Below are 26,891 nucleotides of genomic sequence, written 5' to 3'. Positions count from 1 at the left end.
ACGAACACCATACCCCGAACCTGAGCAAGCGCTTAGGTCCGGGGCGGTGGGCCGTGCGGCGGCTCAGAGCTTCTGGAAGGGGTCGTGCTCCGCGAGGATCTTCTCCAGCCGCGCCTGGTCGACCCGGCTGATGATCTGCCCGGCCTCCTGGCGGTCCCTGATCACCTTGGCGAGGGTGAAGCAGGAGGTGACGAGGTAGAGCACGCCGATGGCGAGGAAGCCGCGCACCCAGGCGTCGGCGTCCAGGAAGTAGACGCCGAGGGCCACCGCGCCCATCGCCACCCCGAAGGAGGCGACGGCCTGGCCGTAGAAGGCGCCGGTGTTCTGCTGCTTGACCGATGTCGTGTCACTCATGGCCCCAGCATCCGCCGGTGCGGGGCCGGCCGTATCCGCGCCCGTACTCAGACCGGTGCTCAGACACGTGTGCGGCCGCGCCCTGAAGTCAGAAGGCGGAGACGCCGGTCAGCGCGCGGCCGATGATGAGCTTCTGGATCTGGCTGGTGCCCTCGTAGAGCGTCATGACGCGGGCGTCCCGCAGGAGCTTGCCGACCGGGTACTCGTCGATGTAGCCGTATCCGCCGAAGACCTGGAGGGCGTTGCCGGCGCAGCGGACGGCGGCCTCGGAGGCGTACAGCTTGGCCTTGGAGGCGGCGGTGGCGAACTCCCGGCCCCGGTCGACGAGGTCGGCGACCCGCCAGGTCAGCAGCCGGGCGGCGTCGACGTCCACGGCGATGTCGCTGAGCAGTTCCTGGACGAGCTGGTGGCCGGCGATGGCCTTGCCGAACTGCTCGCGCTCGCCGGCGTAGCGCACGGCCGCGTCCAGGGCGGCCTGGGCGATGCCCACGCAGCCCGCCGCGACCGACATCCTCCCCTTGGCCAGGGCGGACATGGCGACGGTGAAGCCCTTGCCCTCGGGGCCGAGCAGCGCGGCGGCCGGCACCCGGACGTCCTGGAGGACCAGCTCGGCGGTGGCCTGGCCGCGCAGGCCGAGCTTGCCGTGGATGGCGCGCCGGGAGAGGCCGGGGGCGTCGGCGGGGACGAGGAAGGCGGAGACGCCCCGGTGGCCGGGCGCCTCGCCGGTGCGGGCGAAGAGCAGCACCACGTCGGCCCAGGTGCCGTTGGTGATGAACGTCTTCGTGCCGCTGATGACGTAGTCCCCGCCCCGGCGGACGGCCCTGGTGGCGAGGTTCCCGGCGTCCGAGCCGGTGCCGGGCTCGGTGAGGCCGAAGCAGCCGATCGCCTCGCCCGAGGCCAGCCGGGGCAGCCATTGCCGCTTCTGCTCCTCGTCGCCCCAGGCGGCGACGGTCTTGGCGACCAGCCCGAGCGAGACGGACACGATGCCGCGCACGGAGGAGTCGCCGCGCCCCAGCTCCTCGGTGACCAGACAGTAGGAGAGGTGGTCGCCGCCGGAGCCGCCGTACTCCTCGGGGACCGTCAGACCGAGGAAGCCGAGGGCGCCGAGCCTGCCGACGATCGACTTGTCGACACGCTCCGCGCGGTCCCAGGCGGCGGCGTGCGGCGCCACCTCGCGGGCGACGAAGTCCTCGGCCAGCCGCCGGACCGCCTCCTGCTCCTGGCTGAGCCCCAGGTCCATGGTGTGCCACCGCCTTTAATTAGCACTGCTAGTTTCCGGCTCGCACGCCTACTATGAGCCGCATGGCCCGACCGCGCAAGCCCCTCCTCAGCAGAGACCGCATCGTCGAGGCGGCGGCCGCGCTCGTGGACTCCGAGGGGCTCGACGCCGTCTCCACGCGCCGGCTGGCGGCGGTCCTGGGGGTCAGCGGGCCCTCGCTCTACAACCACTTCCGCAACAAGGAGGAGATCCTCGACGCGGTCGCCGACGCGGTCTCCGCCCAGGTCGACCTGTCGATGTTCGAGGCGTCCGATCCGCGCGACTGGCGCGGGGCCCTGCACGACTGGGCGCTCTCCTACCGGGCCGCCCTCGCGGCGCACCCCCACATCGTCCCCGTCCTGGCCCGCGGCCCCGGCCGCCGCCCCGCGGGGCTGCGGGTCGCCGACGCGGTGTTCGGGGCGATGACCGACGCGGGCTGGCCGCCCGCCCAGGCCACCCGGATCGGGGCGCTGATGCGCTACTTCGTCACCGGTTCGGCCCTGGGCTCCTTCGCCGCGGGCTTCGTCGACGACGCGACCGCGTACGACCCCGCCGACTACCCGCACCTCGGCCAGGCCCACCTGCTCGCCGAGCACCGCCGCCGCGTCGACGAGGGGGCCTTCGAGACGGGCCTGCGGGCGCTGCTGGACGGCCTCGCGCTCCAGTACGAGCAGTGCGCCTCGGCGGAGGGCCGGCCTGCGGGGAAACGTCCCTCCGATTGACGGTCCCCGACAATCCGCAGGGAGCCGAAGCGTTCCGCCCCTAGGGTCGTGACCATGACGACGACCCCGACCCCGACCCCGCGGCCGGTCTCCGCGCCCGCCCACCGCTGGCGCACCCCGGCCGCCGCCTGCACCACCGTCGTGCTGTGGGCCTCCGCCTTCGTCTCCATCCGCAGCGCGGGGGAGGTCTACTCCCCCGGCGCGCTGGCCCTGGGGCGGCTGCTGGCGGGCACGCTCGTGCTCGGGGCGATCCTGCTCGTCCGCCGCGAGGGGCTGCCGCGGCGGGGCGCGTGGCCGGGGATCGCCACCTCGGGGGTGCTGTGGTTCGGGCTGTACATGGTGGTCCTGAACTGGGGCGAGCGGGAGGTGGACGCGGGGACGGCGGCGATGCTGGTGAACATCGGGCCGATCCTCATCGCCCTGCTCGGCGCGCGGACCCTGGGCGAGGGGCTGCCCCGTCGGCTGCTGCTGGGGATGGGCGTCTCGTTCGCCGGCGCGGTCGTGGTGGGCCTGGCGATGTCCGGGCACGGCGGCTCCTCCGTGCTGGGCGTGGCCCTGTGCCTGCTGGCCGCGGTGGCGTACGCGGCGGGCGCGGTGAGCCAGAAGCCGGCCCTGGCCCACGGCACCTCGCTCCAGATCAACACCTTCGGCTGCCTGATCGGGACCGCCGCCTGCCTGCCGTTCACCGGGGTGCTGGTCTCCGAGGCGGCCGGCGCACCGCTGTCCGCCACGCTGAACATGGTCTACCTGGGCGTCTTCCCGACCGCCCTGGCCTTCACCACCTGGGGCTACGCGCTGGCCCGCACCACCGCGGGCCGGATGGGCGCGACGACGTACGCGGTCCCGGCGCTGGTCGTGGCCATGGCGTGGCTGCTGCTGGGCGAGGCGCCCACCCCGCTCGGCGTCGTCGGCGGGGGCGCCCGAGGCGGGGCACCGGGTGGAGCGCGGGTAGCGGGCCCGGACGAGCGCCGGGGCACGGCCTAGAAGACCACCAGGGCGCGCCCGCCCCGGCCCGCGGTCATGCGGTCGAAGGCGGCCGGGATGCCCTCCAGGCCGATGCGCTCGGTGACCATCATCGACAGGTCGAAGCGGCCCGCGCGGATGTGGTCGGCGAGGACGGGCAGGTCGCGGGCCGGGTCGCTGCTGCCGTACACGCAGCCGGTCAGCGAGCGGGCCCAGTGGAAGATTTCCAGGGCGTTGAAGGCGACCTCCTGGTCCTTGCCGCCGATCCCGACGACCGTGGCGCGCCCGCCGCGCCGGGTGGAGTCCCAGGCGGCGCGGATCGAGGCGGGGCGGCCGACGCACTCCACGGCGACGTCCGCGCCCCGGCCGCCGGTGAGCCGGCGGATCTCGCGCGGGGCGGCGGCGGAGGCGATGACGTAGTCGGTGGCCCCGGCCCGGCGGGCCAGCTCCTCCTTGGCCGGGGAGACGTCGACGGCGATGATCGGGGCGGCGCCCGCGATCCGGGCGGCCTGCAGGACGGCGAGGCCCACGCCCCCGATCCCGTACACCACGACGCTCTCGCCCGCGCGGACGCGGGCGCTGTGGTGGACCGCCCCGTAACCGGTCAGCACCGCGCAGCCCAGGAGGGCGGCGTCGGCGAGGGGGACGCCGTCGGGGGCGGGGAGCACGCAGTTCGCGGCGACGACGGTCTCCTGGGCGAAGGCCGCCACGTTCAGGCCGGGGTGGAGGTCGACGCCGTCCGCCGTACGGGCGTGGAGGCCGGCGGCCCCCTTCAGGGCGTCGGCGCAGAGCCAGACCTCGCCGATCCCGCAGTGGAAGCACGCCCCGCAGGAGGGGGCCCAGTTGAGGACCACCCCGTCGCCGGGGGCGACGTGGGAGACGCCCTCGCCGACCGCGAGGACCGTGCCGGAGCCCTCGTGGCCCAGGACGGCGGGCACCGGGACGCGCATGGTGCCGTCGCAGAGGGAGAGGTCGGAGTGGCACACCCCGGCGGCGGCGAGCGCCACGCGCACCCGGCCGGGGCCGGGCTCGGGCAGGACGATGTCGGTGATCTCCAACGGAGCCCCGACGGCGGGCAGTACGGCGGCGCGGACCACGGGCGGACTCCTCGGCGGGGTGCGGATCGGGGGAAGGGCCTCAGAACTGGAGGGACTTGGTCTGGAGGTATTCGGCCAGCCCGTGCGGCCCCAGCTCGCGCCCCACCCCGGACTGCTTGTAGCCGCCGAACGGGGCCAGCGGGTTGAACCGCCCGCCGTTGATGTCGACCTGCCCGGTGTCCATGCGGCGGGCGAAGGCCACGGCCTCCTCGTCGTCCGCCGCCCAGACCGCGCCGGCGAGCCCGTACACGGTGTCGTTGGCGATCCGCAGGGCGTCGTCCACGTCCTCGTAGCGGAGGATCGAGAGGACGGGGCCGAAGATCTCCTCGCGGGCGATGTCCATGTCCGGGGTGACGTCGGCGAAGACGGTGGGGCTGACGTAGTAGCCGGTGGGCAGGGGCGCGTCGGGGCCGCCGGCGATCAGCCGGGCGCCCTGCGCCATCCCCCGCTCGATGCAGTCGCGCACCCGCGCCCGCTGCTCCGCGCTGACGAGGGGGCCCACGCGCTCGCCGGGCACGTACTTGGTGACGGCGTTGGCCGCGATGCCCACGGCCTCCTCGTACCGCTCGGCGTCGACCAGCATCCGGGTCCACGCGCTGCACGTCTGGCCGGAGTTGGTCATCACGTTGGCGACGCCGACGTTGACCGCCCTGGCGAGGTCGGCGCCGGGGAGGATGACGTTGGCGGACTTGCCGCCCAGTTCGAGGGCGACCCGCTTGACGGCTCCCCCGGCGACGGCCCCGATGCGCCTGCCGACCTCGGTGGAGCCGGTGAAGGAGACCAGGTCGACGCCGTCGTGGGCGGCGAGCGCCTGGCCCGCGACCGGTCCGAGGCCGGTGACGAGGTTGAAGACCCCCGGCGGCAGACCCGCGGCCCCGGTGGCCTCCGCGAACAACTGGGCGGTGAGCGGGGTCTCCTCGGCGGGCTTGAGGACGACGGTGCACCCGGCGGCGAGCGCGGGGGCCACCTTGGCGACGATCTGGTGGAGGGGGTAGTTCCAGGGGGTGATCGCGCCGACGACGCCGACCGGCTCCAGCAGGACGGTGGAGTTGCCGATCCGCTCCTCGAAGGCGTACGAGGCGGCCAGCTCGGCGTAGGAGGAGGCGACCAGCACCGGGAGGCCCGCGTGGACCTGCTGGGAGAGCGGAAGCGGGGAGCCCAGCTCGGCCGTGATGGTCTCGGCCAGCTCGTCCTTGCGGGCGGCCAGCGCGTCGCTCAGGGCGGACAGCCGGGCGGCGCGTTCGGCGGGCGGGGTGGCGGCCCAGCCGGGGAGCGCGGCGCGGGCGGCCCGTACCGCCGCGTCGACGTCCTCGGCCGTCCCCGCCGGGACGTGGGCGATGATCCGCTCGTCGGCCGGGTTCTCGACCGCGATCGCGTCCCGGCCGACCGCGGGGCGCCACGCGCCGTCGATGTACATCTGGTCATGGGCCTGCATGGCTGTTTCCTCCCGGACGTGCTGTGCGGAGCGCCGAAGCCGTGCGGCGCGGGGCACACGTCGCACCCGCCCAAACTAGCGGCGTTAGTTTTACCGCGCCAGAGAGCCTTTCGAGACGCCCGTCACGCCGGGAGCGCACGCCGGGTCGGAGCCGGGCGCGCCGCCCTCCGGCACCCGTCCGCCGCGCAGCCCCGCGCCCGCCGTGCCGACCAGCACCGCCCCCGGCAGCGAGAACGGGGCCGCCGCGCCCGCCGCCCTCCCCCGGCCGGGCGGGGGCGGGCGGCGCCATCAGATGGTGCCGAAGAGGATTCCGGCGCCGAGCACCACGAGCGAGGTGAGGACCGCCCACTTGACGGTGAAGCGGGTGTGGTCGCCGAACTCGACCTTGGCCATGCCGACGAGGACGTAGACGGCGGGGACGAGCGGCGAGGACATGTGCAGGGCCTGCCCGGCCAGGGAGGCGCGGGCGATCTCCAGCGGGGAGACGCCGTGGGCCGCGCCGGCCTCGGCGAGGACGGGCACGACGCCGAAGTAGAAGCCGTCGTTGGACATGAAGTACGTGAGCGGCAGGCTGAGCACCCCGGTCACGACGGCCATGTGCGGGCCCATGGCGTCGGGGACCGCGCCGACGACCCAGTCGGCCATGTGGTCGACCATGCCGGTGCCGGTGAGGACGCCGGTGAAGACGGCGGCGGCGAAGACCATGCCGGAGACGTTGAGGACGTTGTCGGCGTGGGCGGCGATGCGGGCCCGCTGGTCGGGCATGTGGGGGAAGTTGACGGTGAGGGCGAGGGCGGCGCCGAGCAGGAAGAGCACCGGGATCGGCATCAGTTCCATGATCATCGCCGTGAGCAGGACGAGGGTGAGGCCGGCGTTGAACCAGTAGAGCCTCGGGCGCAGTGTGGCCCGGTCCGGGTCGAGCCCCTGGAACCCTCCCCCGGCCTCCGCCGGCTCCTCGCCGCCCCCGCCCGCCGCGTCCTCGCGCAGCCGGTCCTCGCCCCCGCCCGCCGCGGTCGAGGCGGCCTCCGGCTCGGTCTCGCGCACCGGCTCCAGCGCCTCGTCCAGGGCGAGGACGCCCAGGCGCCCGCGCTCCCGGACGCCGAGGACGTACGCCAGCAGGAAGACGGCGAGCAGGCCGACGGCGAGCGCCGGGATCATCGGCACGAAGATCTCGGAGGCGTCCAGTTCGAGCGCGGTCGCGGCGCGGGCGGTGGGGCCGCCCCAGGGGAGGGTGTTCATGACGCCGTTCGCGGTGGCGGCCACGCCGGTCAGCACGACCAGGCTCATCCGCAGGCGCTTGTACAGGGGGTACATCGCCGAGACGGTGATCATGAAGGTGGTGGAGCCGTCGCCGTCGAGCGAGACGATCGCGGCGAGCACCGCCGTGCCGACGACGATCCGCATCGGGTCGGCCTGGCAGAACCGCAGGATGCCCCGGACGATCGGGTCGAAGAGGCCGACGTCGATCATCACGCCGAAGTAGACGATGGCGAACATCAGCATGGCGGCGGTCGGCGCGAGGTCGCCGACGCCCTCGATGACGTAGTCGCCGAGCCGCGCTCCCTGCCCGACGGCGACGCAGAACAGTGCGGGGATCAGCACCAGCGCCGCGATCGGCGACATCTTCTTCGTCATGATCAGGACCAGGAAGGTCGCGATCATGGCGAAGCCGAGGAGGGTCAGCATGGGGGCTACCTAACGTTCGTCTTCGAACTCCCGCCGGTGTCGGCGGTCCGGACGACGTTAGGGGCCCCCTCGGCGGGTCAACAAGATGTCGACGCCTGAGCAATACGAGCAAAACTCCAGGTCAACGTGGTCGTGATGGAGGGCGGGGCGGCGGGGCCCCGTGTACCCCCGCCTCTCCGCACGGGCCGGGCGGGGCGGCGGGCGACCGGGCGGCCCCGCGCCCCCGCCGGAGGCGGCGCGCCGCGATGCCGTTGACGTGCACCGCCCCTATTCCTACGGTGGAGCATAGGATTCACTGTCCGGCGAATCCGAGGGCTTCTTGACCGGCGGGAGTGCCAGATGAGCGCGATCGAGCAGGCGAGGAAGACGGCCGAGGAACTGGCGTACTCCTCCGGCTTCGGCAACGAGCACAGCTCCGAGGCGGTCCCCGGCGCCCTGCCGCACGGCCGCAACTCCCCCCAGCGCGCCCCGCTCGGGCTGTACGCGGAGCAGCTCAGCGGCTCCGCGTTCACCGAGCCGCGCGCCGCCAACCGCCGGTCCTGGCTCTATCGCATCCGCCCCTCCGCCGCGCATCCGGCCTTCACCCGGACGGGCAACGGCGGCCTGCGCTCGGCCCCCTTCACCGAGTCCGTGCCCGACCCCAACCGGCTCCGCTGGAACCCGCTGCCCGACCCCGCGCCCGGCACGGACTTCCTCGACGGCCTGTGGACGCTCGGCGGCAACGGGGACACGGCCCAGCGCAGCGGCATGGCGGTGCACCTCTACCACGCCAACGCCTCCATGACCGACCGGGTGTTCGGCGACTCCGACGGCGAGCTGCTGATCGTCCCCGAGCGCGGCGGGCTGCTGCTCCGCACCGAACTGGGCCTGCTGCGCGCCGAACCGGGCCACATCGCGCTCATCCCGCGCGGCGTCCGCTTCCGGGTGGAGCTGCTGGAGGAGAGCGCCCGCGGATACGTCTGCGAGAACTACGGCCGCCCGTTCGCGCTCCCCGACCTCGGCCCGATCGGCGCCAACGGCCTGGCGAACGCCCGCGACTTCCTCGCCCCCGTCGCCGCGTACGAGGACCGCGAGGGCCCGGTGGAGGTGGTCAACAAGTTCTGCGGCAACCTCTGGACGGCGACGTACGACCACTCCCCGCTGGACGTCGTCGCCTGGCACGGCAACCACACCCCGTACGTCTACGACCTGCGCCGGTTCAACGTGATCGGCACGATCAGCTACGACCACCCCGACCCGTCGATCTTCACGGTCCTGACCTCGCCGTCCGACACTCCGGGGCTGGCCGGGGTGGACTTCGTCGTCTTCGCCCCGCGCTGGCTGGTCGGCGAGGACACCTTCCGCCCGCCCTACTTCCACCGCAACGTGATGAGCGAGTACATGGGGCTGATCGAGGGGGCGTACGACGCGAAGGCGGACGGCTTCGTCCCCGGCGGCGGCTCCCTGCACACCATGATGTCGGCCCACGGACCGGACCGGGAGACCTTCGACCGGGCGAGCGCGGCGGAGCTGCGGCCCCAGAGGATCGACGACGGGCTGGCCTTCATGTTCGAGACCCGCTGGCCGATCACGGTGACCGCCCAGGCGGCCTCGGCCGACCACCTCCAGCGCGGCTACGACGACGTGTGGCAGGGTCTGAGCCGCCAGTTCCGGCCGTAGCCGGCGCGGGGGGCCCGAGCGAGGACGGGGGACGGACGTGACGCAGAGCCGACGAGGGAGCGCACGGGAGGCAGGCGCGCCCGGCCCGGCGGACGGCGCCGGGGACCGGGTGCGCCACCCGCCCGCCTTCGCCCCCGACTCCCTCGTGCTGAACCGGAAGCTGCCGCTGTGGTACCAGGTCTCGCAGTCGCTGCGGGCCTCCGTACTGGGCCGCCCGCGGGACGCCCCCGCCCGGCTGCCCACCGAGGAGCAGCTCGCCGCGCACTACGGCGTCAGCGTGCTCACGATGCGCCAGGCGCTCAAGGAGCTGGAGGCGGAGGGGTTGATCAGCCGGCACCGGCGGCGCGGCACCTTCATCGAGCCGCGCGCCCGGCGGGTCTCCCCGGTCCGGCTGCTCGGCTCGGTGGACGCGATCGTCGCCCAGCAGTCCGGGGAGGCCACGACCGTCCTCGGCCACGGCCCGACGCCGGTGCCGGGCGACCTCGCGGAGTTCTTCCCGCAGTGCGACGAGGTGACCTGCTACCGGCGGCTGCGCCGGGACGGCGAGAGCGACGAGCCCACCAACTGGGCGGAGAACGCGGTCCGTCCGGACGTGGCCGCCCGGATAGACGTGGCCGACCTCGAACGCTGGCCGATGACCAAGGTCCTGCGCGACGTCGTCGGGGTGCGGATCTCCCGGATCACCGACACGGTGGAGGCCCGGCTCGCCGACCCGGTCACCGCCGAGCTGCTCCGCGTCCCGCTGCTCAGCCCGATCCTGCACTACACGGGCGTGACGTACGACGAGGAGGGGCGCGTCGTGGACGTGGCCCGCATCCGCTACCGGGGCGACCGGTTCTCCTTCTCCGTGACGGTCGAGGCCCACTGACCCGCCCCGGCGGCCCGCTCCCCGCCGCTACGATGCGCGGGAACCGCCAAGGACAGGGGAGGACGGCTCGGTGGCAGCGCGCAGGGCGGCGAGCGCCCGATCCGGCGAGGACGCGCGGTCCTCGCCCCTGGACGAGCTGATGCCGTGGTCGGTGCGGCCGCTGAGGACCGGCCGCCCCTGGGTGGCGGGCCCCGACCCCGCCGCGCTGCGGGCCCGCTGGGAGCGGCTGGCCGCCGCCGGGGCCGCCGAGCAGGAGCGGCTGTTCGCCCCCACCCGCTCCCGTACGCCGCACACCCCGGTCGCCGCGCTGCCCGGCCAGTCCACCGGGACGGGCCGCTTCGCCCGGTCGCCGGGCCGCTGCCCCGACCCCGTACGCGTCCTGCACGGCCCCTACGACGAGCAGTGGCTGCTTCCCGACCACCGGCTGATCGACGCGGCCCGCCCGGAGCTGTGGCGGGTCGCCGACGCGCACCAGCTCTTCGCGGTCGAGCACGGCCACGCCCCCGAGGACTCCGGGCCCGCCCTGTCCGTGACCGCGCTGCTGCCCGACGGGCACGGCCCCGGCGGACGGCCGGGGCGGATCAGGCCGCTCTACCGCAGGCCCGGCGCGGCGGAGCCCAATCTGGCTCCGGGGCTGACCGCCTTCCTGCGCCGGCGGCTCGGCGGCGGGGCGGACGCGGACGCGTTCACCCCGGAGGCGGTGCTCGCCTGGGTGGTGGCCGCCGCCCGCCCCGCCCCGGCCGGGTGCCTCGTACCGCTGCCGGCGGACGCGGAGGTGTGGTCGGCGGGGGTGGCCCTCGGCCGGGAGCTGACGCGCGTCCAGTCGCGCGGGGCGCGGGGCGGCGAGCGCCCCCGGCTGCCGGGCGGGCGCAGGCCCTACGTGCGGGCGGCCCTCCCGGCGCGCCCCGACCGCCTCGCGTACGACGCCGGCGAGCGGGCGCTGGTCATCGGCGAGGGCCGCGTCTCCCCGGTGCCCGCGGGGGCCTGGGAGTTCACGGCGGGCGGGGCGCGGGTGCTGGAGGGGTGGTTCGCGCGCCGGGCCGCCGCGGCGGCGGGGCTGGGGCCGGACGGCGCGGCGGCGGACGGGCTGGCGGCGGTCGGCGCACGCGGCTGGCTCCCGGAGTGGACCTCGGAGCTGCTCGAACTCGTCACCGTGCTCGCGCTGCTGGACGAGGCGGCGGGGCGGCGCGGGGAGCTGCGGGACCGGTTGGAGGGGGCGCGCCTGATCGACCCCGCCGAGCTGCGGGCGGCCGGGGTGCTGCCGGCGCCGGCCGCCGCACGGCGGCCGGCCACGGTGCTCGGCCACCGGGAGGAGGGCCCGGAGGGGCAGTTCGCCCTGGTCTGAGGGGACCGCGGCTCGTGGCGCGGGCCCGGTGGCGGGAGGTGGGGCCACCGGTGGGGCCGCCGCCGATCACGCTGCCGGGGGGCGACGATCCGTGGACGGGCGCTGGGCCGGCGCTGGGCGAGCACACCGGCGCGCGGCTGCGATCTCCGGGGACGGCGGACGAGCGGGCATCGGCCTGCGCCGGGACGGAGCGGCCGCCTGAGCGGCCCGCACGGCGGGCCGGTCAGGCGGTGGCGCACGCCGCCCGGCGCCGCGCGTGGGTCAGTGGCGGCCGCCGAAGAGCGAACGCCGCAGTCGCCGCAGCGGGGCGAAGAGCGAGACGCGCGCGCTCCTGCTCCTGCGGGTGTGCGCGGCGTCCCGCGAGGTCAGCTCGCGCATCAGCAGCGTCGCTTCGGCCGACTCGCGCTGCGGGACGACGGGGCCGCCGAGCACCGCGAGGTGGCGGTCGAGGCGCCGACTGGTGGCGCCGCTCCCGCAGGTGATGGCAGGGACACGCGCCCTGCTCCGCACCGTTATCTGTTCCATGTCTCTCCCCACCCGTACGAGGGCACCCGGTCCGGGCAGGTTAACCCTATCGTCTTGCGGTGACACCCGTGTATCCCGGCCGGGGATCGCGCACACGCGTACGGAGATTGACGACCTGTTACCGAATCGCCCCGGCCGCGCGGCGACTTGGGGCGCTGCGCGGATGCGCCGCCCGCCGCCCCGTCCCGCGGAGGAGGGGCGGCGGGGAACGCTCGCGTCAGGCGGCGGACCTGAAGACGGGCAGGTAGCCGCCCGACTGCCCGGCGGCGGTGGGGTGGTAGGACTCGCCGATGTTGAGCCAGTTCACGCTGTGCAGCCAGGGGCTGCCCGAGCAGATCTCGTGGCCGGTGAAGGTCGTCCTGACGTCGCCGAAGGTGTAGCCGTGGTCGGCGGCGCGCTTGGCGGTGGCGGTGTTCAGGTGGTCGGAGGCCGCGTTGATGGCGGAGCGCTCGTTCTCGCTCAGCCCGGCGATGCAGCCGCCGCCGAGTTGGTAGAAGCGGGGGTAGCCGAGGACGACGACGCGGGCGGAGGGGGCCTTGGCGCGGATCGCCGCGTACACGGAGTCCAGCTTGCCGGGCAGGGTGGTGTCCACGTAGGAGCGGGCGGTCGCGACCCGGCTGAGGCAGGTGGCCTCGGACTGCAGGACGCAGGTCGTCATGACGTCGGAGAAGCCCGCGTCGTTGCCGCCGATGGAGATCGAGACGAGGTCGGTGGAGGCGCTCAGCCGTCCGAGCTGTCCGCTCGTGACATCGCCGGTGCGGGCGCCGGAGCAGGCGGCGAAGGCGAAGGAGGCCGGGGAGTTGGCGGCGGCCCACAGGGCCGGGAAGGCGCGGCTGCTGCGCTTGCAGTCGGTGCCGTCGTAGCTGCCGGAGCCGAGTCCGGAGGAGTAGGAGTCGCCGAGGGCGACGTAGTCGACGGCCTCGACGGACGAGTCCGCGTTCGCGACTCCGGCGCCGGTGAGGGCGAGGACGGCGCCGAGCAGGAGCGAAGAGGAGAACGCGACAAGTCTGGACAGTTTCATGGAGCCTCCTTGAGCAGGGGGGATCTGCCTACCCCGTAGTAGCAGCGCCCCCGCGCCACCGGAAGTGTTCATGCCAAAAATATTCGCCGTATGCCCCCTCCCGCCCCCGAAAGTTCAACGCGCGCCGGTTGAAACGCCCCTGATCCGCCGTTATTTGACACAGCGTCACGTTCAGGGCCGGGCCGGTGGCGCGCGGGGCCCGGCGCGCTCCCTCAGCCCCCGTAGGCGGCCCGTACCGCGTCGCGGGCGAGCGCCAGGGCCTCCTCCCGCGAGAGCCCGAGGCGCTCGGCCGTCTCGGCGTAGCTCCGCGCGGCGGTCGCGGCCCGCTGCTCGGCGGCTCCCCCGGCGGCGGCGACGAAGGTCCCGTTGCGCCCTCGGGTCTCGATCACCCCGTCGGCCTCCAGGGCCCGGTAGGCCTTGGCGACGGTGTTGGCGGCCAGGCCCAGCTCCTCGGCGAAGCCGCGTACGGTCGGGAGGCGGTGGCCGACGGGCAGGGCGCCGGAGCGGGCCAGTTCGGAGATCCGGGCGCGCAGTTGCTCGTAGGGGGCGATGCCGGATTCCGGGTCGAGGACGATCTTCGCAGTCACGCGCCGATTCTGCCCCCACCGGCGGGAAAAGGGGAGGCGGACCGGGCGCGCCGGTGCGTACGGTCGCCGCATGACTGTGATCGTCCGTGCTTTCCGAGCCTCCGACGCCGAGGAGTGGACCCGCGTCCGCCGGGTCTCGGTCCCCCACATCGTGGCCACGCCCGAACAGGTCCTCCACGACCGGGCGCACGCCCATCCCGACCGGCACTACCGGTTGCTGGTCGCCGAGGAGGACGGCCGGATCATCGGCACGGCGCAGGCGGGCATCGCCCACGACAGCCCGGAGCCGGGGCAGGGGTACTTCACCCCGCACACGCTGCCCGGCCGCACCCGCCGGGGGGCGGGGTCAGCGCTGCTGAAGGCGGCGGAGGAGCACCTGGCGCGGGCGGGGGCCACGACCCTGTACGCCTGGGCCCTGGACGCGCCGGAGAACCACGCGTTCGCCCGCGCCCGCGGCTACCGCCCCAGCCGCACCGCGCACTTCCTCCACCTGCCGCTGACGGAGGGCGCGCTGCCGCCGCGCCAGGACGTCCCGGCGGGCGTGGAACTGCGGCCGGGAGCCGACTTCGCGGACGATCCTCGGGCGCTGTTCGAGGCGGACACCGAGGTGACGGCGGACGAGCCCGGTGACATCCCGCACCTGCTGGAGGACTACGACGACTGGCTGGTGAACACCTGGCGCCACCCGGCCTTCGACCAGGGCCTGACGTCGGTCGCGCTGGTGGACGGCGAGGTGGCGGCGTTCAGCGCGGCCGTGACCGACGGGCAGCGCACGTACGCGACCGGGATGACCGGCACCCGGCGCGCGTTCCGGGGGCGGGGGCTCGCGAAGCTGGCGAAGAACGACTCGCTGCACCGTGCGGTGGCGGCCGGGTACACCGACGCCTACACCTCGAACGACGCGGACAACGAACCCATGCTCGCCGTCAACGCCTGGTTCGGCTACACGGTCTGCGCCACGGAGGTGCGGTATGTCCGCACCCTCCCCTGAGTCGTCCGCCGCCCGTCCCGGCGGGGTGGTCGTCGCCCTGGTCAAGGCGGGCCGCACCAAGATCAGGTACCCGGCGGAGCTGGTCCGGGACGACGGCGTCCGCGTCACCGTGCGGGCTCCGTGGGCCGCGCCCGGCGTACGGGACTTCGGCTTCGTCCGGTTCGAGCCGGGCGACGTCCTCACCGAGCACTACTGGCGGGACCGGTGGTTCGCGGTGAAGGAGGTCCGTACGCGGGACGGCGCGCTCAAGGGCTGGTACTGCGACGTCACCCGGCCCGCGGTGCTGGCCGGCGGGGTGCTGGAGGTGGAGGACCTGGACCTGGACCTGTGGGTCGCCGGGGACGGCTCCCGCGTACTGCGGCTGGACGAGGACGAGTTCGCCGCGAGCGGCCTGGCCGGGCGCGACCCGGCGGCGGCCTCGGCGGCGACCGCGGCCCTGGACGAGCTGGAGCGCCTGGCCCGCACCGGAGGGCTCACGGCGCTGCTGGCCTGACCGCCGTACGGGCCGGGGTCCCGGCGCCCGCGCGCTCGGCTCCACCGCGAACGCCGCTCCCGCTGGACCGGTCGAGCCCCCGCGCCGTACGGGGCCCCGGTGGGCGTCCCGTACGGCGCGGGGGCGGCGGACCGGTCAGCCGACCGCCGAGGCGCAGGTGGTCGGGGTGGCACGGGCCGGGTCGAGGGCGTTCGCCACCTCGTGGAAGACCACGCGGTCGGCGAGGGCGATCGCGAGGTGCTCGGACAGGTCGACCGGGCACAGGTCCTGGAGCAGGACGTTGCGGACGTTCGGTCCGCTGAGGTACTGCGTGCGGTACGGGGTCACGACCTGGTCGTACTGGGTGGCGATGACGGTGTAGCGGACGCCGGGGACGGTGTCGCCGCCCGCGGTGAGCCGGGTGATGAAGGGCGAGCCGACGACCTGGTCCGCGAGAGCGGGGGTCTGGTCGGTGATGAACTTCTCGACGCCCGGAAAGTACGGCAGGAGCTTGGTGAGGCCGAGCAGCGTGGTGCCGTGGTTGCTCGGGGCGATCCCCACGAGGGCGTTGACCTTGTCGGCGCCGCCGAGGAACTTCAGGTAGTGGTTGGGCATCATGCCGCCCTGCGAGTGGCCGACGAGGTCGGCCTTCTGGGCTCCGGTGGCGTCGAGCACCTCGTCGACGAAGACGTCGAGCTGCTCTGCGGACTTCTCGATGGGGCCGAGCCCGTGGAAGACCGGGACGCCGGGGAGCTGGCCGTAGTCGAGGGAGAAGACGCAGTAGCCGCGGGCGACCAGGTAGGGGGCGAGCCCCAGCCAGTTGTCGATCGCGTTCCCGAAGGTGCCGTGGACCAGCACGACCGGGCGGGGGTGGGCGGCGGAGGGCTTGCAGGAGTAGTCGTTCCAGCCGCGCGACGTGGCGGTGGCTTCGGCGGGGGCCGCGGTCGCGGTCGCGGCGGGGGCGACGAGGACGGTGACGGCGAGGAGCAGGGCGGCGAGGGCGCCGCGCAGGCGGGGAACGCGCGGCGGGTGGTTCCAGGGCAGCATCGTGGGATCTCCTTGCGGCTCAAGGGAGGGTAGACGGCGGTGCGCCCTGTGGCCCGGACCACAAGTTTTGCGTGCTCATGTCAAGCTACGCACGAGTAGGGCCGGGAGGGAAGTTACGCGTCGGTAAAAAAATATCGGACGGCGGGGGCGGAGTCGGCTGTCGGAGCGGGGACGGCTCGCGACGACCGGCCGCCGGATCCGGGAGCGCAGCGCGACGCGAGCCGCCACGACGGGAGTGACGCCGCAGGTCCGATCGCCGGGCCCTGGGAGCGCGCCGCGACCCCGGCCTCCCGGACGGGAGTCGCACAAGGCCCCCCACGCACCCCCCGCACACCCGACCACCCAGCCCGAGAAGCGCACCGCCGGGACGGAAGTCACGCCAGGTCCGGCCGCCACTTCCACAAGCCCCCCGGCACACCCGACCACCCAGCCCCAGAAGCCCACCGCAATCCGACCCGCCGACTCCGGAGTCGCGCAGGCCCCGGCCGCCACCTCCGCAGGAGGCGCACCGCGGCCCCGGCCGCCGCCCCGCCCGGGCTCACGCCGCCAGTCCGGCCGGTTTGACCGCTCCCGGTCCGTATCGCTCCCGCAGCCGGTCCGCCACCTCCTCGATCCGGCGCGCCCGTTCGTCCGCCGGGTCGAAGGTGAGCTGCCGGGACGCGCGTCCGGCGTCGCTCAGGCCCTCGGCGCGCAGCGCGATCCCGCGCACGCGGGCGCGCTGGAGCCCGAAGGACTCGTGCACCCGGTAGGCGAGCGCGGTGAGCGCGGCCGAGTGCGCGGTCGGCTCCCGCAGCGTCCGGCTCCGGGTGAGGGTCGCGTAGCCGGTCCGGTCCGCGTACCGCACCGAGACCGCGAGCGACCGGCACACCTGGTCCTCGCCCCGCAGCCGCGCCCCCAACTCCTCGGCGAGCGAGAGCAGCGCGCGGCGGTGCCGCTCGGGGGCCAGTTCGTCGCGCGGGAAGGAGCGTTCGGCGGCGATCGAGCGGGCGGCCGCGTTCGGCTCGACGCGGGTGCGGTCGATGCCGTTGGCCCGCTCCCAGAGGTCGCGCCCGGTGCGTACGCCGGTGATCCGCTGGAGGGTGGCGAGGGGGGCCGCGGCGATCCGGCCGACGGAGTCGAGCCCGTAACCGCACAGGGTGCGGGCGGTCGCCGCCCCCACGCCGTCCAGGGCCGCGGCCGGGAGCGGCGCGAGGAACGCGGCCTCCTCACCCGGCCCCACCACACAGGTGGTTCCGGGCGCGGCCCGCCTCGCGGCCATCCGGGCCAGCAAGGGGTTGCCGGCCGCCCCGATCGCGCAGTCGACGCCGTGCAGCGCGAGCGCGCGGACCCGGATCAGCGAGGCCAGGCCCCGCGCGTCGCGCCCGAAATAGCGCAGCGCGCCGCTCACGTCGGCGAGCGCCCCGTCGGGCGGGGCGGCCTCGACGACCGGGGTGAACGCGCCGAGCAGGGCGAGCAGTCCGGTGTATCCGGCGCCGTCCGGGGGCCCGCCGCCGGTCCCGCGGAACCGCAGGCACAGGATGCCCGGACCCTCCTGCCCGACGCTCATCCCGCGCTCCCCGGCGACTGGTGCCACAACTTCCGTCCGGTGGGCGCCCCTTCGCCGGGCGGGCGGAGGTCGGCCCAGGGGTTCATCTCGTAACCGGTCTCCATCCGTATGCGGCGCCCCGCTCCGGGGGCCTCCTCCCCGTCCCCCTCCCCCGACCCCTTCGCCGCCCCTTCGGCCAGCCGGGCCGCGACCGCGTCGAGTCCGCCGGTGCGCCGCAGTTCGGCCAGGTCCGCGAGGTTCCAGGCGGCTTGGCCGACCACGCTCATGCTGCGCGCGCCGCGCCGCTGCACGACGCCGCGCACCAGCAGCAGCCAGGAGTGGAAGACCGTGTGGGCGCAGGCGGCGTGGCTGTCCTCGAAGAACGCCAGGTCCACCAGGCCGCTGCCGTCGTCCAGGGTGGTGAAGACGACCCGGCGGCCGGAGCGGATCGGCGGTGTCTGGGTGGCCGCCTTGGCCCCGGCGACCAGCACGACCTCCCCGTGCCGGGCCTCCCGCAGCCGCTGGGCGGAGACCACCCCCAGCTCGTCGAGGAAGACCTGATGGTCCGTCATCAGGTGGCGCGAGACGTCCATGCTCAGCACGCCCAGTTCGGCGCTCAGCCGCTCCGCGTCGTCGAGGTCAGGCAGCCCGACGGAAGCCGTGCGGCGGCCCTCACCCAGCGGGAGCTGGTCGCCGCCGCCGGGGCGGGAGCCGCGGTGGGCGCGGTGGAGTTCGGACAGGTGCAGCAGCAGGTCGCGGCGGTTGGCGCCGAAGGCGTCCAACGCGCCGACCCGGACGAGGCGTTCGGCGGCCGGGCGGCCGGGGCGGGCGCGCTGCCAGAAGTCGAGCAGGGAGGCGTAGGGCCGGCCGGCCTCGATCCGGGCGACCTCGTCCTCACTGATGCCGTGGACGTCCGAGAGCGCCAGCCGCAGCCCCCACTTCTCCCCGCCCCCCTCGTCATCAGACACCAGTTCGATTTGATGGGCGGCCGCCGACCGGTTCACATCCAGCGGCAGCACCGGCACCCCGTGCCGCCGGGCGTCCGCGAGCAGCAGCCGCTTGGGGTACATGCCCGGATCGTGGGTGAGCAGCCCGGCGTAGAAGGCGGCCGGGTGGTGCGCCTTGAGCCAGGCCGACTGGTACGTCGGCACGGCGAAGGCGACCGCGTGCGCCTTGCAGAAGCCGTAGCTGCCGAACGCCTCGACGATCTCCCAGGTCCGGGCGACCACCTCGATGCCGTACCCCCGGCCCACCGCGCGCCGCGCGAACCACACCTTGATCCGGTCCCGCGACTCGGGGTGGGAGAGGCCGCGCCGCACCCGGTCGGCCTCGCCCCGGCCGCAGCCGGTCATGATGGCGACGATCTCGATGACCTGCTCGTGGAAGACGACCACCCCGTAGGTCTCGCGCAGCGGTCCCTCCAGGTCGGGGTGCGGGTAGCGGACCGGCGCGCGGCCGTGGCGCGCCTCGATGAACGGCCGGACCATGTCGGCGGCGACCGGCCCCGGCCGGAACAGCGAGATGTCCACGACCAGGTCGTGGAAGCCGGCCGGCTGGAGCCTGCCGACCAGATCGCGCTGGCCGGGCGACTCGATCTGGAAGCAGCCCAGCGTCTCGGCGGTCCTGATCAGCCGGTAGGTCTCCGGGTCGTCCGGCGCCACGGCGTCCAGGTCCACGCGCACCCCCGAGGCGCGCTCCACCTCGGCGACGGCGTGCGCCATCGCCGACTGCATCCGTACGCCCAGCACGTCGAGTTTGAGCAGCCCGAGGTCCTCCACGTCCTCCTTGTCGAACTGCGCCATCGGGAAGCCCTCGCCGCTGGTGGGCATCACCGGCGTGCGGTCCAGCAGCCCGGCGTCCGAGAGCAGCACCCCGCACGGGTGCATGGCGATCCCGCGCGGCAGGGCGTCGAGCCCTTCCACCAGCTCCCAGAGCCGGCCGTACCTCTCCTGGTTCCGCGCGAGCTCCTTCAGCTCGGGCAGCTCCTCCATCGCGGCGCGGGCGTCGCGGGCCCGAATGTGCGGGAAGGCCTTGGCGAGCCGGTCGATCTCGGCCGGGTCCATGGAGAGCGCGGCCCCGACGTCCCGGATCGCGTGGCGCACCCGGTAGGTCTCGGGCATGGCGACGGTGGCGACGCGTTCGGGCCCGAAGCGTTCGATGATCCGGCGGTAGACGTCGAGGCGGCGGGCCGATTCGACGTCGACGTCGATGTCGGGCAGCACGAAGCGGCGCTCGGACAGGAAGCGCTCCATCAGGAGTCCGTGTTCGACCGGGTCGGCGTGGGCGATGCCGATGAGGTGGTTGACCAGGGAGCCGGCCCCGGACCCGCGCGCGGCGACCCGTATCCCCATCTCCCGTATGTCGTCCACGACCTGAGCGACCGTCAGGAAGTAGGAGGCGAAGCCGTGGTGGGCGATGACGTCCAGCTCCCGGTGCATCCGCTCCCAGTAGGCGGGGTCGCGGTCATGGCCGCGCAGCACCATCCCGGCGGCGGCACGGGAGGCCAGGACCCGCTGGGCGGTACGCCGGCCGGCGCCGACCAGGTGGGGCTCGGGGAAGTGGACGCCGCCCAGGCCCAGGTCGGCGGCGGGGTCCACGCGGCAGGCGTCGGCGGTGCGCCGGGTCTCCGCCAGCAGCCGGGCCGCGGCGTCCCGCCCCAGACCGGCGGCGGAGGCGATCCGCTCGGCGGTCTCCCGCATCGCCCCCTCGCCCTTGAGCCAGCGCTCGCCGCTGTCCAGCGGCGAGCGGCGCGGGTCGACGGGGACGAGCCGGCGGGCGGAGTCGAGCACGTCGGCGATGGGCCCCTGGCCGGGGTCGGCGTACCGGACGGCGTTGGTCAGCACGGCCCGTACGCCCTGCTCGGCGGCGAAGCCGAGGGTGCGGGCGGCCAGCCGCAGCGATCCGGGGCCGGCGCCCGGACGGCCGTGGTGGACGGCCTCCAGGCGCAGGTCCTCGCCGTACGCCTCCCGCCAGGGCACGAGCAGCGCGGCGGCCCGGTCGGGGCGGCCCGCGGCGAGCGCCCGGCCCACCTCGGAGTCGGGCCCGAGCAGCACGGTCAGCCCTTCGGCGGGCAGCGCGGCCCGGCCCACCAGCGGCGGGCCGGCGACCGCGAGCCGCCCGGCCGCGCCGTCCGGGCCGGGTGCGGCGAGCGGGGCGGACGGGGTTCCGGCCGTGTCGGCGCGCCTGGCGTGGGCGGCGGTGACGAGCCGGCACAGCTCGGCCCAGCCGCGCGCGCCGTCGCGGGCGAGGAAGGTGGCGCGGGGCGCGGACTCGTCGACGAAGGCGCCGCCGCGCACCGGCGTGCGCGGGCGGGACGCGCGGGTCGCGCGCGCGGGCTCGTACGGCTCCACCGCGAGGTCCGCCCCGAAGACCGGCCGGACCCCGGTCCCCTCCTCCCGGCAGGCCTTGGCGAAGCGGACGGCCCCCGCGAGGGTGTCGCGGTCGGTCAGCGCGAGGGCGTCCATCCCCCGCTCCGCGGCGCGCCCGGCCAGCCGCTCGGGGTGCGAGGCCCCGTACCGCAGGGAGAACCCCGAAACGGTGCGCAGATGCGTGAACCCGGACATCGCACCTCCTCGAACCGTTTCGTCCTTCACCACCCCCGTTCTCCACCATAGACCAGTTTCGAACGTGCGTACGATATCCAGTGTGCACCCAGGACGGCGGACCGAGCCCCCGGCGAGGCGCCGGCGCTCGCCCCTTCAGCCATTCAGCCCCGCCCCGCCTGCGCGGGGACCGGCCCGCCCGGACGGTGGGGACATGACCTTCCTCGACGAGGTGAAGAACGCCGTCACCCCACGGGCCGCGCTGCTCGTCACCGGTGTGCTCGCGCTGCAACTGCTGTTCATCGGGTCCTACGTCGGCGCCCTGCACAAGCCCGACCTCACGGACGCGGCGTTCGGGGTGGTGGCCCCGCAGCAGACGGCGCGCCAGCTCACCGAGCGGCTGGAGGGGCTTCCCGGCGGGCCGCTGGACCCCCGTACGGTGAGCAGCTCCGACGAGGCCCGCGAACAGATCATGAACCGCGACATCGACGGCGCCCTGATCGTCTCGCCCGAGGGCCGGACCGACACCCTGCTGGTGGCCTCCGGCGGCGGGACCGCCCTGGCCTCCTCCCTGGAGCGGATGCTCACCCAGGTCGGCGCCTCCGAGCAGCGGAACGTGCGGACCGTGGACGTCGCCCCGGCCTCCGGGGAGGACTTCAACGGCCTCTCGTCCTTCTACCTGGTCGTCGGCTGGTGCGTGGGCGGCTACCTCTGCGCCTCGATCCTGGCGATCAGCGCCGGCGCGCGGCCCATCAACCGGCAGCGCGCGGTCATCCGCACCGGCGTCATGGCCCTGTACTCGGTCCTGGGCGGCATCGGCGGCGCGGTCATCATCGGCCCGATCCTCGACGCGCTGCCCGGAAGCTTCTGGGGCCTGTCCGGCCTGGGAGCCCTGATCGTCTTCGCGGTCGGCATGATCACGCTCGCCCTGGAGGCCCTGACCGGCATCGTGGGCATCGGGCTGGCCGTCCTGATCATCGTCGTCGCGGGCAACCCGAGCGCGGGCGGCGCGTTCCCGATGCCGATGCTCCCCGACTTCTGGCGGGTGATCGGGCCCGCCCTCCCACCGGGCGCGGGCACCTGGACGGCCCGCTCCATCGCGTACTTCCGGGGCAACGCGATCACCGGCCCGCTGCTGGTGCTCTCCGCCTGGGCCGTCGTCGGCACGGTCATGACCCTGCTCCTGTCGATGCGGCGCAGGCCGGGGGCCGACCCGGCGGACCGGGCGGCGCCGGGGGCCGGCGGGTCGACCGCCGTCTGAGGCGGCGGCCCCTCGGGGCATCCCGGCGTGCACGAGCCCCCGTCCGGCGTCCCGGACGGGGGCTCAGCGGCGCGGGCGGCTCCTGACCCGGCCGGCGGCGCCGGTCAGTACACGCTGACGCCGTACGCGCTCAGCGCCTCGGTGACCGGCTGGAAGAAGGTCGTACCGCCCGAGGAGCAGTTGCCGCTGCCGCCGGAGGTGAGGCCGATCGCCCGCGTGCCGGAGTACAGCGGGCCGCCGGAGTCGCCGGGCTCGGCGCACACGTTGGTGCGGATCATCCCGTAGACCACGTCGCCGCCGCCGTAGTTGACGGTGGCGTTGAGTCCGGTGACCGAGCCGCTGTGGGTGCCGGTGGTGGAGCCGCGGCGGGTGACGGACATGCCGACGGTGGCGTTGGCGGCGCTGGTGATCTCCTGGCCGCCGACCGTGCCGTCCTTGGGGATGGTGGTGTTGGTGTAGCGCACGATGCCGTAGTCGTTGTTCGGGAAGCTGGATCCGGCGGTCGTGCCGAGCACGGTGGTGTGGGCCGCGTTCGCCCACCAGGTGGTCGCGCCGTCGGTGCAGTGGCCGGCGGTCAGGAAGGAGTACGTGGTGCCGTTGCGGACGTTGAAGCCGAGGGAGCAGCGTCCGGTGCCGGAGTGGATCGCGTCGCCGCCGGAGATCAGCTTGGTGAGCTTCCCCGGCGTGCGCTCGACGCGCAGGGCGCCGGCGTTCTCCCCGGCCGACTTCCTGATGCGGTCGATCTCCGCCTGCGAGACCGTGCTGTCCGCGGTGACGACGAGGCGCCGGGAGCGCGGGTCGACGTTCCAGGCGGTGCCCGCGACGTCGGCGTCGAGCACGGCGTCGCTCGCCGCGGTCAACTGGGCGGCGCTGTACGTGCCGGTGGTCTCGGCGCCGGCGGTGGGGACGGCGAGCGCCGTGACGGCGGCGAGCCCCGCGAGGACGGCCGTGGTGCGGGCGCCTCTGGCGGCGGCGGAGCGGGAGGTGGTGCGCTTGATCCTCACGTCGGGTTCCTCCGAGGGGAATCGGGGGCCCTCCTGTGGGGTGGCGGGCCCGTGAGGCGCAGTCGGGGGCCTGTCCGGATTCCGGATTTGCCGTGCCCCTGACAATCGCTGCCCCGGAGTATCGAGGGGCCCGGACCGGCCGCGCAAGCGCGCTTTCCGGCCACCGGGCGCGTGCACGCACCGGCCCCCGGCGGCCACGGGGACCGCCGGGGGCCGGGGGCGCCGCGCCTCAGGCGCCGAGCGGGTTCCGCTCCCCCGCCGGGACCGGGATCGGCAGGGTGTTGCCCGGAGGCGGGAAGGGGCAGAGGAAGTGGTCGGCGAAGGCGCACGGCGGCAGCAGCGCGCGGTTGAGGTCGACGCTCACGCGGCCGTCCGCCGCCGGGGCCGCGGGCCGCAGGAAGCGGAAGCGGTAGCTGCCCTTCCCGCTGGTGGCGTCGGCGAAGACGGCCCACAGCGAACCGTCCGGCTCCACCGCGACCTGGAGCGTGTGCTCCTGCCCGTCCACCCTGAAGGCGATCTCCCCGCCCAGCCCGAGCCCCCGCTCGACCCCGTCGACGTTGGGCACCCGCACGGTCCGGTCGCCGCCGTACGGGCGGAAGGTCCCGACCGTCGCCCAGCGGGGGTCGTACGGGGTGGCCTCGATGGTCGAGAAGGCGTGCCGGGCCGGCGCGGCGGGGTCGAAGTCCCGTACCGCCCACAGCCCTTCGCGGCGGAGCAGCACGAGCCGCCGGTCCCCCAGCGCCACGCGGGAGTCGTCGGCGGGCCCGCGGTCCGCGCCGAGCCGGACCTCGCCGGTCAGCGGCTCGCCGTCGACGACGAGGCCGTCCGGCGAGGCGGCCGTGAGCACCACCTCGTCGCCGTCCTCGCGCCAGTGTCCGGGGACGGCCGGAATTCGACCTTCCGGGTAGTCCGAGAGCCAGTGGGTCCCGGTCAGGGAGAGGGGCCCGTACGGGGCGGCGACCGCGGCCACACGCCCCTCGTGCCACCGCTGCCACTCCTGTGCGGCGTCCTGCTCGCTCTGCTGTGCGTCGGTGCTCATGCGGTCAACCTTTCCACACCGGCTCGGCGAGACCCAGGTGGGACCGCAGCGTGGAACCGGTGTACTCGGAGCGGAACGCCCCGCTCTCCCTGAGGAGGGGAACGACCCGGTCGACGAAGTCGTCCAGGCCGCCGGGGGTCAGATGGGGTACGAGGATGAAGCCGTCGGCGGCCCGTGCGTCGACGAAGGCGGTCAGCTCCGCCGCGACGGTCCGCGGGGAGCCGATGAACGACTGGCGGGCGGTCGTCTCGATGGCCGTCTGCCGCAGGGAGAGCCCCTTGGCCTCGGAGAGCGCGCGCCAGCGGGCGGCGACCGCCAGGGGGTCGCCGTGCCGGACCCGCCCCTGGACCACGGCGGAGTCGGGGTCCGGGTCGAACGCGGGGAGCGGCCCGTCGGGATCGTACGCGGACAGGTCGCGGCCCCAGATCAGCTCGGCGGCGAGCAGCGCGTTCTGCGGGGAGACCTGCCGGCGGCGGATCTCGGCGGCGCGCTCCTGGGCCTGTGCGTCGGTGTCGCCGACCACCACGGTGACGCCGGGCATGATCACGAGGTCCTCGGGGGCCCTGCCGTGGGCGGCGAGCCGCCCCTTGACGTCGGCGTAGAAGGCGCGGCCCGCCTCCAGGGTGCCGTGCCGCGTGAAGATGACGTCGGCGGTGGCGGCCGCGAACTCCCGGCCCTCCTCGGAGTCCCCGGCCTGGATGACGACGGGGTGGCCCTGGGGGGAGCGCGGGACGGTGAACTCGCCGGAGATCGTGAACTGCGGGCCCGTGTGCGCGAAGGGGCGGGAGCGGCCGTCGGGCGTCCAGGAGTCCCACAGCTCGCGGGCGGTGGCGACGAACTCGGCGGCGCGGGTGTAGCGCTCGCTCCGGTCCAGGTAGCCGCCCCGGCGGAAGTTCTCCCCGGTGAAGGCGTCGGACGAGGTCACCACGTTCCAGGCGGCGCGGCCCTCGCTGAGGTGGTCCAGGGTGGCGAGCCGACGGGCCAGCTCGTAGGGCTCGTTGAAGGTGGTGTTGAGGGTGGCGGCGAGGCCGAGCCGTTCGGTGACGGCGGCCAGCGCGTTCAGCACGGTCAGCGAGTCGGGCCTGCCGACCACGTCGAGGTCGTGGATGCGGCCCTTGTGCTCGCGCAGCCGCAGCCCCTCGGCGAGGAAGAAGAAGTCGAACGTGCCGCGCTCCGCCGTCCGGGCCAGGTGTTCGTAGGAGGAGAAGTCGATCTGGCTCCCGGAGCGGGGGTCGTCCCACACGGTGGTGCTGTTCACGCCGGGGAAGTGGGCGGCGAGGTGCATCGGGCGGGGCACGGTCAGTCCTCCTTCGCCGCGGTGGCGTACCGGCTGGCGGGGCGGGCGAGCCCCAGGTGCTCGCGCAGGGTGCCGCCGGGGTGGAAGGTGCGGAAGAGGCCGCGGTGCTGGAGGAGGGCCACGGTGCCGTTGACGATCCTCTCCAGGTCGCGTTCGGGGGTGATGGGCGTCAGGTGGAAGCCGTCGGCCGCGCCGGCCTGGTGCCACTGGGCGACGAGGTTCGCGAGGTCGACCGGGCCGCCCCGGAAGTAGGTGCCCTGTCCGGCGAGCCGGGGTCCGCTGCGCAGTCCGGGCTCCGGCGGGGCCTCGGCGTCGCCGAGGTCGACGGTGAGCGAGACCAGGACCCGCAGCGCCTCGGGATCGCGCCCGTGGGCGGCGGCCGCGCGGCGGACCTCGTCGCGGACGGCGGCCGCCCGCTCGGGGGTGGTGGCGCGGACGTGGACGACGTCGGCGTGGCGGGCGGCGGCCTCGCGGGCCGGGGCGGCGGTGGCGTCGATGACGGTCACGGGCCGGCCCTGGGGCGGGCGCGGCACGATGGCGGGGCCCCGTACCGAGAAGGAGCCGCCCCGGAAGTCGACGTAGTGCAGCTTGTCCCGGTCGATGAAGCGCCCGGTGGCGGCGGACCGGATCTCGGCGCCGTCCTCCCAACTGTCCCAGAGGCGGGCGGAGACGTCGGCGACGTCGGCGGCCTCCCGCCACAGCTCGGCGTGGGGCGCGGCCGGCCGGCGGCCGAAGAGGCGGGCCTCCGCCTCGGTGGTGGAGACGTCCACGTGCCAGCCCGCGCGGCCCCGGCTCACCCAGTCGAGGGTGGCGACGGCGGAGGAGACGTGGAAGGGCTCGGTGTGGGTGGTGGTGACGGTCGGGACCAGGCCGACGCGGTCGGTGGCGGGTGCGATGCGGGCGAGGACGGAGAGGGCGTCGAGGCCCGGACGGGCGAACGAGTCGCCCAGGGTGACGTAGTCGAGCGCGCCGGCCTCGGCGAGCCGGGCGAGCCGGAGGTGGTGCCCGGCGTCGTAGCGGGGCGGGCCGCCGATCTCGGCGGCCAGGTGGAGGGGGGTTCGGGCGGACATGCGGGACCTCTCGGGTCGGCGGTCGGTCGGAGCGGGGGGGGGGGGGGGGGGGGGGGGGGGGGGGGGGGGGGGGGGGGGGGGGGGGGGGGGGGGGGGGGGGGGGGGGGGGGGGGGGGGGGGGGG

Annotated in this window: 23 protein-coding genes; 8 read left to right on the top strand and 15 right to left on the bottom strand. The window is 75.1% G+C overall.

Translation table 11 applies throughout. The features are described 5' to 3' along the window. Positions 1-63: 63 nt before the first annotated feature. Together ACZ6EJ_RS23315 and ACZ6EJ_RS23310 are read right to left on the bottom strand one after the other, a co-directional pair. The gene (locus ACZ6EJ_RS23315) at positions 64-354 is read right to left on the bottom strand and encodes a YiaA/YiaB family inner membrane protein (RefSeq protein WP_469269714.1); all 291 of its coding nucleotides are present in this window, start codon (positions 352-354) and stop codon (positions 64-66) included. A gap of 88 nt (positions 355-442) precedes the next feature. Then, the gene (locus tag ACZ6EJ_RS23310; protein ID WP_469269713.1) at positions 443-1,594 is read right to left on the bottom strand and encodes an acyl-CoA dehydrogenase family protein; all 1,152 of its coding nucleotides are present in this window, start codon (positions 1,592-1,594) and stop codon (positions 443-445) included. 62 nt (positions 1,595-1,656) lie between these two features. Here ACZ6EJ_RS23310 and ACZ6EJ_RS23305 point away from each other — a divergent pair, with 62 nt between their 5' ends. After that, positions 1,657-2,334 (top strand): TetR/AcrR family transcriptional regulator, encoded by a 678-nt coding sequence (locus ACZ6EJ_RS23305; protein ID WP_469269712.1) that lies wholly within the window; start codon positions 1,657-1,659, stop codon positions 2,332-2,334. Between the two features lie 54 nt (positions 2,335-2,388). Then, complete coding sequence (locus tag ACZ6EJ_RS23300) at positions 2,389-3,318, top strand: DMT family transporter (RefSeq protein ID WP_469269710.1); 930 nt, start codon at positions 2,389-2,391, stop codon at positions 3,316-3,318. Here the strand turns inward: ACZ6EJ_RS23300 and ACZ6EJ_RS23295 are convergent. From ACZ6EJ_RS23295 to ACZ6EJ_RS23285, 3 genes are all read right to left on the bottom strand, one after another. Further along, positions 3,315-4,394: a zinc-binding dehydrogenase gene (locus ACZ6EJ_RS23295; protein ID WP_469269708.1), complete on the bottom strand. Its 1,080-nt coding sequence runs from the start codon at positions 4,392-4,394 to the stop codon at positions 3,315-3,317. The two genes, ACZ6EJ_RS23300 and ACZ6EJ_RS23295, sit on opposite strands and share 4 nt — an antisense overlap. Positions 4,395-4,434: 40 nt before the next feature. Further along, positions 4,435-5,829, bottom strand: a complete 1,395-nt coding sequence (locus tag ACZ6EJ_RS23290; protein WP_469269706.1) for an aldehyde dehydrogenase family protein — start codon at positions 5,827-5,829, stop codon at positions 4,435-4,437. 288 nt (positions 5,830-6,117) lie between these two features. Then, positions 6,118-7,515 (bottom strand): CitMHS family transporter, encoded by a 1,398-nt coding sequence (locus ACZ6EJ_RS23285; RefSeq protein ID WP_469269704.1) that lies wholly within the window; start codon positions 7,513-7,515, stop codon positions 6,118-6,120. Between the two features lie 339 nt (positions 7,516-7,854). On the opposite strand from ACZ6EJ_RS23285, the gene hmgA reads away from it, so the two are divergent. The 3 genes from hmgA to ACZ6EJ_RS23270 all read left to right on the top strand — a co-directional run bounded on the left by hmgA (position 7,855) and on the right by ACZ6EJ_RS23270 (position 11,387). Then, entirely contained in the window at positions 7,855-9,174 is a 1,320-nt protein-coding gene (gene hmgA, locus ACZ6EJ_RS23280) for a homogentisate 1,2-dioxygenase (protein ID WP_469269702.1), read from the top strand. 109 nt (positions 9,175-9,283) lie between these two features. Further along, on the top strand, positions 9,284-10,042 hold the full coding sequence (locus tag ACZ6EJ_RS23275) for a GntR family transcriptional regulator (protein WP_469269726.1): 759 nt from the start codon (positions 9,284-9,286) through the stop codon (positions 10,040-10,042). A gap of 70 nt (positions 10,043-10,112) precedes the next feature. Continuing rightward, entirely contained in the window at positions 10,113-11,387 is a 1,275-nt protein-coding gene (locus ACZ6EJ_RS23270; protein WP_469269701.1) for a type ISP restriction/modification enzyme, read from the top strand. A 261-nt stretch (positions 11,388-11,648) separates the two neighbouring features. Here the strand turns inward: ACZ6EJ_RS23270 and ACZ6EJ_RS23265 are convergent, their stop codons facing one another. The 3 genes from ACZ6EJ_RS23265 to ACZ6EJ_RS23255 all read right to left on the bottom strand — a co-directional run bounded on the left by ACZ6EJ_RS23265 (position 11,649) and on the right by ACZ6EJ_RS23255 (position 13,520). Beyond that, complete coding sequence (locus ACZ6EJ_RS23265) at positions 11,649-11,912, bottom strand: hypothetical protein (RefSeq protein ID WP_469269700.1); 264 nt, start codon at positions 11,910-11,912, stop codon at positions 11,649-11,651. A gap of 217 nt (positions 11,913-12,129) precedes the next feature. After that, positions 12,130-12,933 (bottom strand): SGNH/GDSL hydrolase family protein, encoded by an 804-nt coding sequence (locus tag ACZ6EJ_RS23260; protein ID WP_469269699.1) that lies wholly within the window; start codon positions 12,931-12,933, stop codon positions 12,130-12,132. A 212-nt stretch (positions 12,934-13,145) separates the two neighbouring features. After that, positions 13,146-13,520: a GntR family transcriptional regulator gene (locus ACZ6EJ_RS23255; protein WP_469269697.1), complete on the bottom strand. Its 375-nt coding sequence runs from the start codon at positions 13,518-13,520 to the stop codon at positions 13,146-13,148. 70 nt (positions 13,521-13,590) lie between these two features. On the opposite strand from ACZ6EJ_RS23255, the gene ACZ6EJ_RS23250 reads away from it, so the two are divergent. Both ACZ6EJ_RS23250 and ACZ6EJ_RS23245 read left to right on the top strand, forming a co-directional pair. Then, positions 13,591-14,511, top strand: a complete 921-nt coding sequence (locus ACZ6EJ_RS23250) for a GNAT family N-acetyltransferase (protein ID WP_469269696.1) — start codon at positions 13,591-13,593, stop codon at positions 14,509-14,511. Beyond that, positions 14,492-15,004: a ribonuclease FAU-1 family protein gene (locus tag ACZ6EJ_RS23245; RefSeq protein ID WP_469269695.1), complete on the top strand. Its 513-nt coding sequence runs from the start codon at positions 14,492-14,494 to the stop codon at positions 15,002-15,004. Before ACZ6EJ_RS23250 ends, ACZ6EJ_RS23245 begins: the two co-directional genes overlap by 20 nt. A gap of 135 nt (positions 15,005-15,139) precedes the next feature. Here ACZ6EJ_RS23245 and ACZ6EJ_RS23240 read toward each other — a convergent pair whose 3' ends face one another. The 3 genes from ACZ6EJ_RS23240 to ACZ6EJ_RS23230 all read right to left on the bottom strand — a co-directional run bounded on the left by ACZ6EJ_RS23240 (position 15,140) and on the right by ACZ6EJ_RS23230 (position 21,118). Then, positions 15,140-16,030: an esterase/lipase family protein gene (locus ACZ6EJ_RS23240; RefSeq protein ID WP_469269694.1), complete on the bottom strand. Its 891-nt coding sequence runs from the start codon at positions 16,028-16,030 to the stop codon at positions 15,140-15,142. Positions 16,031-16,568: 538 nt separating this feature from the next. Beyond that, on the bottom strand, positions 16,569-17,576 hold the full coding sequence (locus ACZ6EJ_RS23235) for a DNA polymerase Y family protein (RefSeq protein ID WP_469269693.1): 1,008 nt from the start codon (positions 17,574-17,576) through the stop codon (positions 16,569-16,571). Further along, positions 17,573-21,118 carry a DNA polymerase III subunit alpha gene (locus ACZ6EJ_RS23230; protein ID WP_469269692.1) on the bottom strand — a complete coding sequence of 1,182 codons (3,546 nt, stop codon included), beginning with the start codon at positions 21,116-21,118 and terminating at the stop codon, positions 17,573-17,575. The genes ACZ6EJ_RS23235 and ACZ6EJ_RS23230 overlap by 4 nt, the downstream gene beginning before the upstream one ends. A 193-nt stretch (positions 21,119-21,311) precedes the next feature. On the opposite strand from ACZ6EJ_RS23230, the gene ACZ6EJ_RS23225 reads away from it, so the two are divergent. Beyond that, complete coding sequence (locus tag ACZ6EJ_RS23225) at positions 21,312-22,358, top strand: DUF3533 domain-containing protein (RefSeq protein WP_469269691.1); 1,047 nt, start codon at positions 21,312-21,314, stop codon at positions 22,356-22,358. A 104-nt stretch (positions 22,359-22,462) separates the two neighbouring features. Here the strand turns inward: ACZ6EJ_RS23225 and ACZ6EJ_RS23220 are convergent, their stop codons facing one another. The 4 genes from ACZ6EJ_RS23220 to ACZ6EJ_RS23205 all read right to left on the bottom strand — a co-directional run bounded on the left by ACZ6EJ_RS23220 (position 22,463) and on the right by ACZ6EJ_RS23205 (position 26,768). After that, positions 22,463-23,362, bottom strand: coding sequence for a S1 family peptidase (locus tag ACZ6EJ_RS23220; RefSeq protein ID WP_469269690.1), 900 nt, complete (start codon positions 23,360-23,362; stop codon positions 22,463-22,465). Positions 23,363-23,591: 229 nt separating this feature from the next. Then, on the bottom strand, positions 23,592-24,401 hold the full coding sequence (locus ACZ6EJ_RS23215) for a DUF1684 domain-containing protein (RefSeq protein ID WP_469269689.1): 810 nt from the start codon (positions 24,399-24,401) through the stop codon (positions 23,592-23,594). Between the two features lie 4 nt (positions 24,402-24,405). Continuing rightward, positions 24,406-25,686 carry an NtaA/DmoA family FMN-dependent monooxygenase gene (locus ACZ6EJ_RS23210; protein WP_469269725.1) on the bottom strand — a complete coding sequence of 427 codons (1,281 nt, stop codon included), beginning with the start codon at positions 25,684-25,686 and terminating at the stop codon, positions 24,406-24,408. Positions 25,687-25,700: 14 nt separating this feature from the next. Continuing rightward, entirely contained in the window at positions 25,701-26,768 is a 1,068-nt protein-coding gene (locus tag ACZ6EJ_RS23205) for an LLM class flavin-dependent oxidoreductase (protein WP_469269687.1), read from the bottom strand. Between the last annotated feature and the right edge of the window lie 123 nt (positions 26,769-26,891).

It is taken from the genome of Streptomyces sp. NPDC041970 (assembly GCF_055588985.1).
Note: the sequence above shows the minus strand (reverse complement) of the source record. Positions and strands in the feature narration are given on the sequence as shown.

What these genes read in the sequence shown, in the direction of transcription:
- ACZ6EJ_RS23225 (WP_469269691.1), top strand. Translation starts at nt 21,312, where the DNA reads ATGACCTTCCTCGACGAGGTGAAGAACGCCGTCACCCCACGGGCCGCG.
- ACZ6EJ_RS23210 (WP_469269725.1), bottom strand. Translation starts at nt 25,686, where the DNA reads ATGCACCTCGCCGCCCACTTCCCCGGCGTGAACAGCACCACCGTGTGG.
- ACZ6EJ_RS23265 (WP_469269700.1), bottom strand. Translation starts at nt 11,912, where the DNA reads ATGGAACAGATAACGGTGCGGAGCAGGGCGCGTGTCCCTGCCATCACC.
- ACZ6EJ_RS23250 (WP_469269696.1), top strand. Translation starts at nt 13,591, where the DNA reads ATGACTGTGATCGTCCGTGCTTTCCGAGCCTCCGACGCCGAGGAGTGG.
- ACZ6EJ_RS23235 (WP_469269693.1), bottom strand. Translation starts at nt 17,576, where the DNA reads ATGAGCGTCGGGCAGGAGGGTCCGGGCATCCTGTGCCTGCGGTTCCGC.
- hmgA (WP_469269702.1), top strand. Translation starts at nt 7,855, where the DNA reads ATGAGCGCGATCGAGCAGGCGAGGAAGACGGCCGAGGAACTGGCGTAC.
- ACZ6EJ_RS23290 (WP_469269706.1), bottom strand. Translation starts at nt 5,829, where the DNA reads ATGCAGGCCCATGACCAGATGTACATCGACGGCGCGTGGCGCCCCGCG.
- ACZ6EJ_RS23215 (WP_469269689.1), bottom strand. Translation starts at nt 24,401, where the DNA reads ATGAGCACCGACGCACAGCAGAGCGAGCAGGACGCCGCACAGGAGTGG.
- ACZ6EJ_RS23260 (WP_469269699.1), bottom strand. Translation starts at nt 12,933, where the DNA reads ATGAAACTGTCCAGACTTGTCGCGTTCTCCTCTTCGCTCCTGCTCGGC.
- ACZ6EJ_RS23315 (WP_469269714.1), bottom strand. Translation starts at nt 354, where the DNA reads ATGAGTGACACGACATCGGTCAAGCAGCAGAACACCGGCGCCTTCTAC.
- ACZ6EJ_RS23305 (WP_469269712.1), top strand. Translation starts at nt 1,657, where the DNA reads ATGGCCCGACCGCGCAAGCCCCTCCTCAGCAGAGACCGCATCGTCGAG.
- ACZ6EJ_RS23240 (WP_469269694.1), bottom strand. Translation starts at nt 16,030, where the DNA reads ATGCTGCCCTGGAACCACCCGCCGCGCGTTCCCCGCCTGCGCGGCGCC.
- ACZ6EJ_RS23205 (WP_469269687.1), bottom strand. Translation starts at nt 26,768, where the DNA reads ATGTCCGCCCGAACCCCCCTCCACCTGGCCGCCGAGATCGGCGGCCCG.
- ACZ6EJ_RS23310 (WP_469269713.1), bottom strand. Translation starts at nt 1,594, where the DNA reads ATGGACCTGGGGCTCAGCCAGGAGCAGGAGGCGGTCCGGCGGCTGGCC.
- ACZ6EJ_RS23285 (WP_469269704.1), bottom strand. Translation starts at nt 7,515, where the DNA reads ATGCTGACCCTCCTCGGCTTCGCCATGATCGCGACCTTCCTGGTCCTG.
- ACZ6EJ_RS23230 (WP_469269692.1), bottom strand. Translation starts at nt 21,118, where the DNA reads ATGTCCGGGTTCACGCATCTGCGCACCGTTTCGGGGTTCTCCCTGCGG.
- ACZ6EJ_RS23300 (WP_469269710.1), top strand. Translation starts at nt 2,389, where the DNA reads ATGACGACGACCCCGACCCCGACCCCGCGGCCGGTCTCCGCGCCCGCC.
- ACZ6EJ_RS23245 (WP_469269695.1), top strand. Translation starts at nt 14,492, where the DNA reads ATGTCCGCACCCTCCCCTGAGTCGTCCGCCGCCCGTCCCGGCGGGGTG.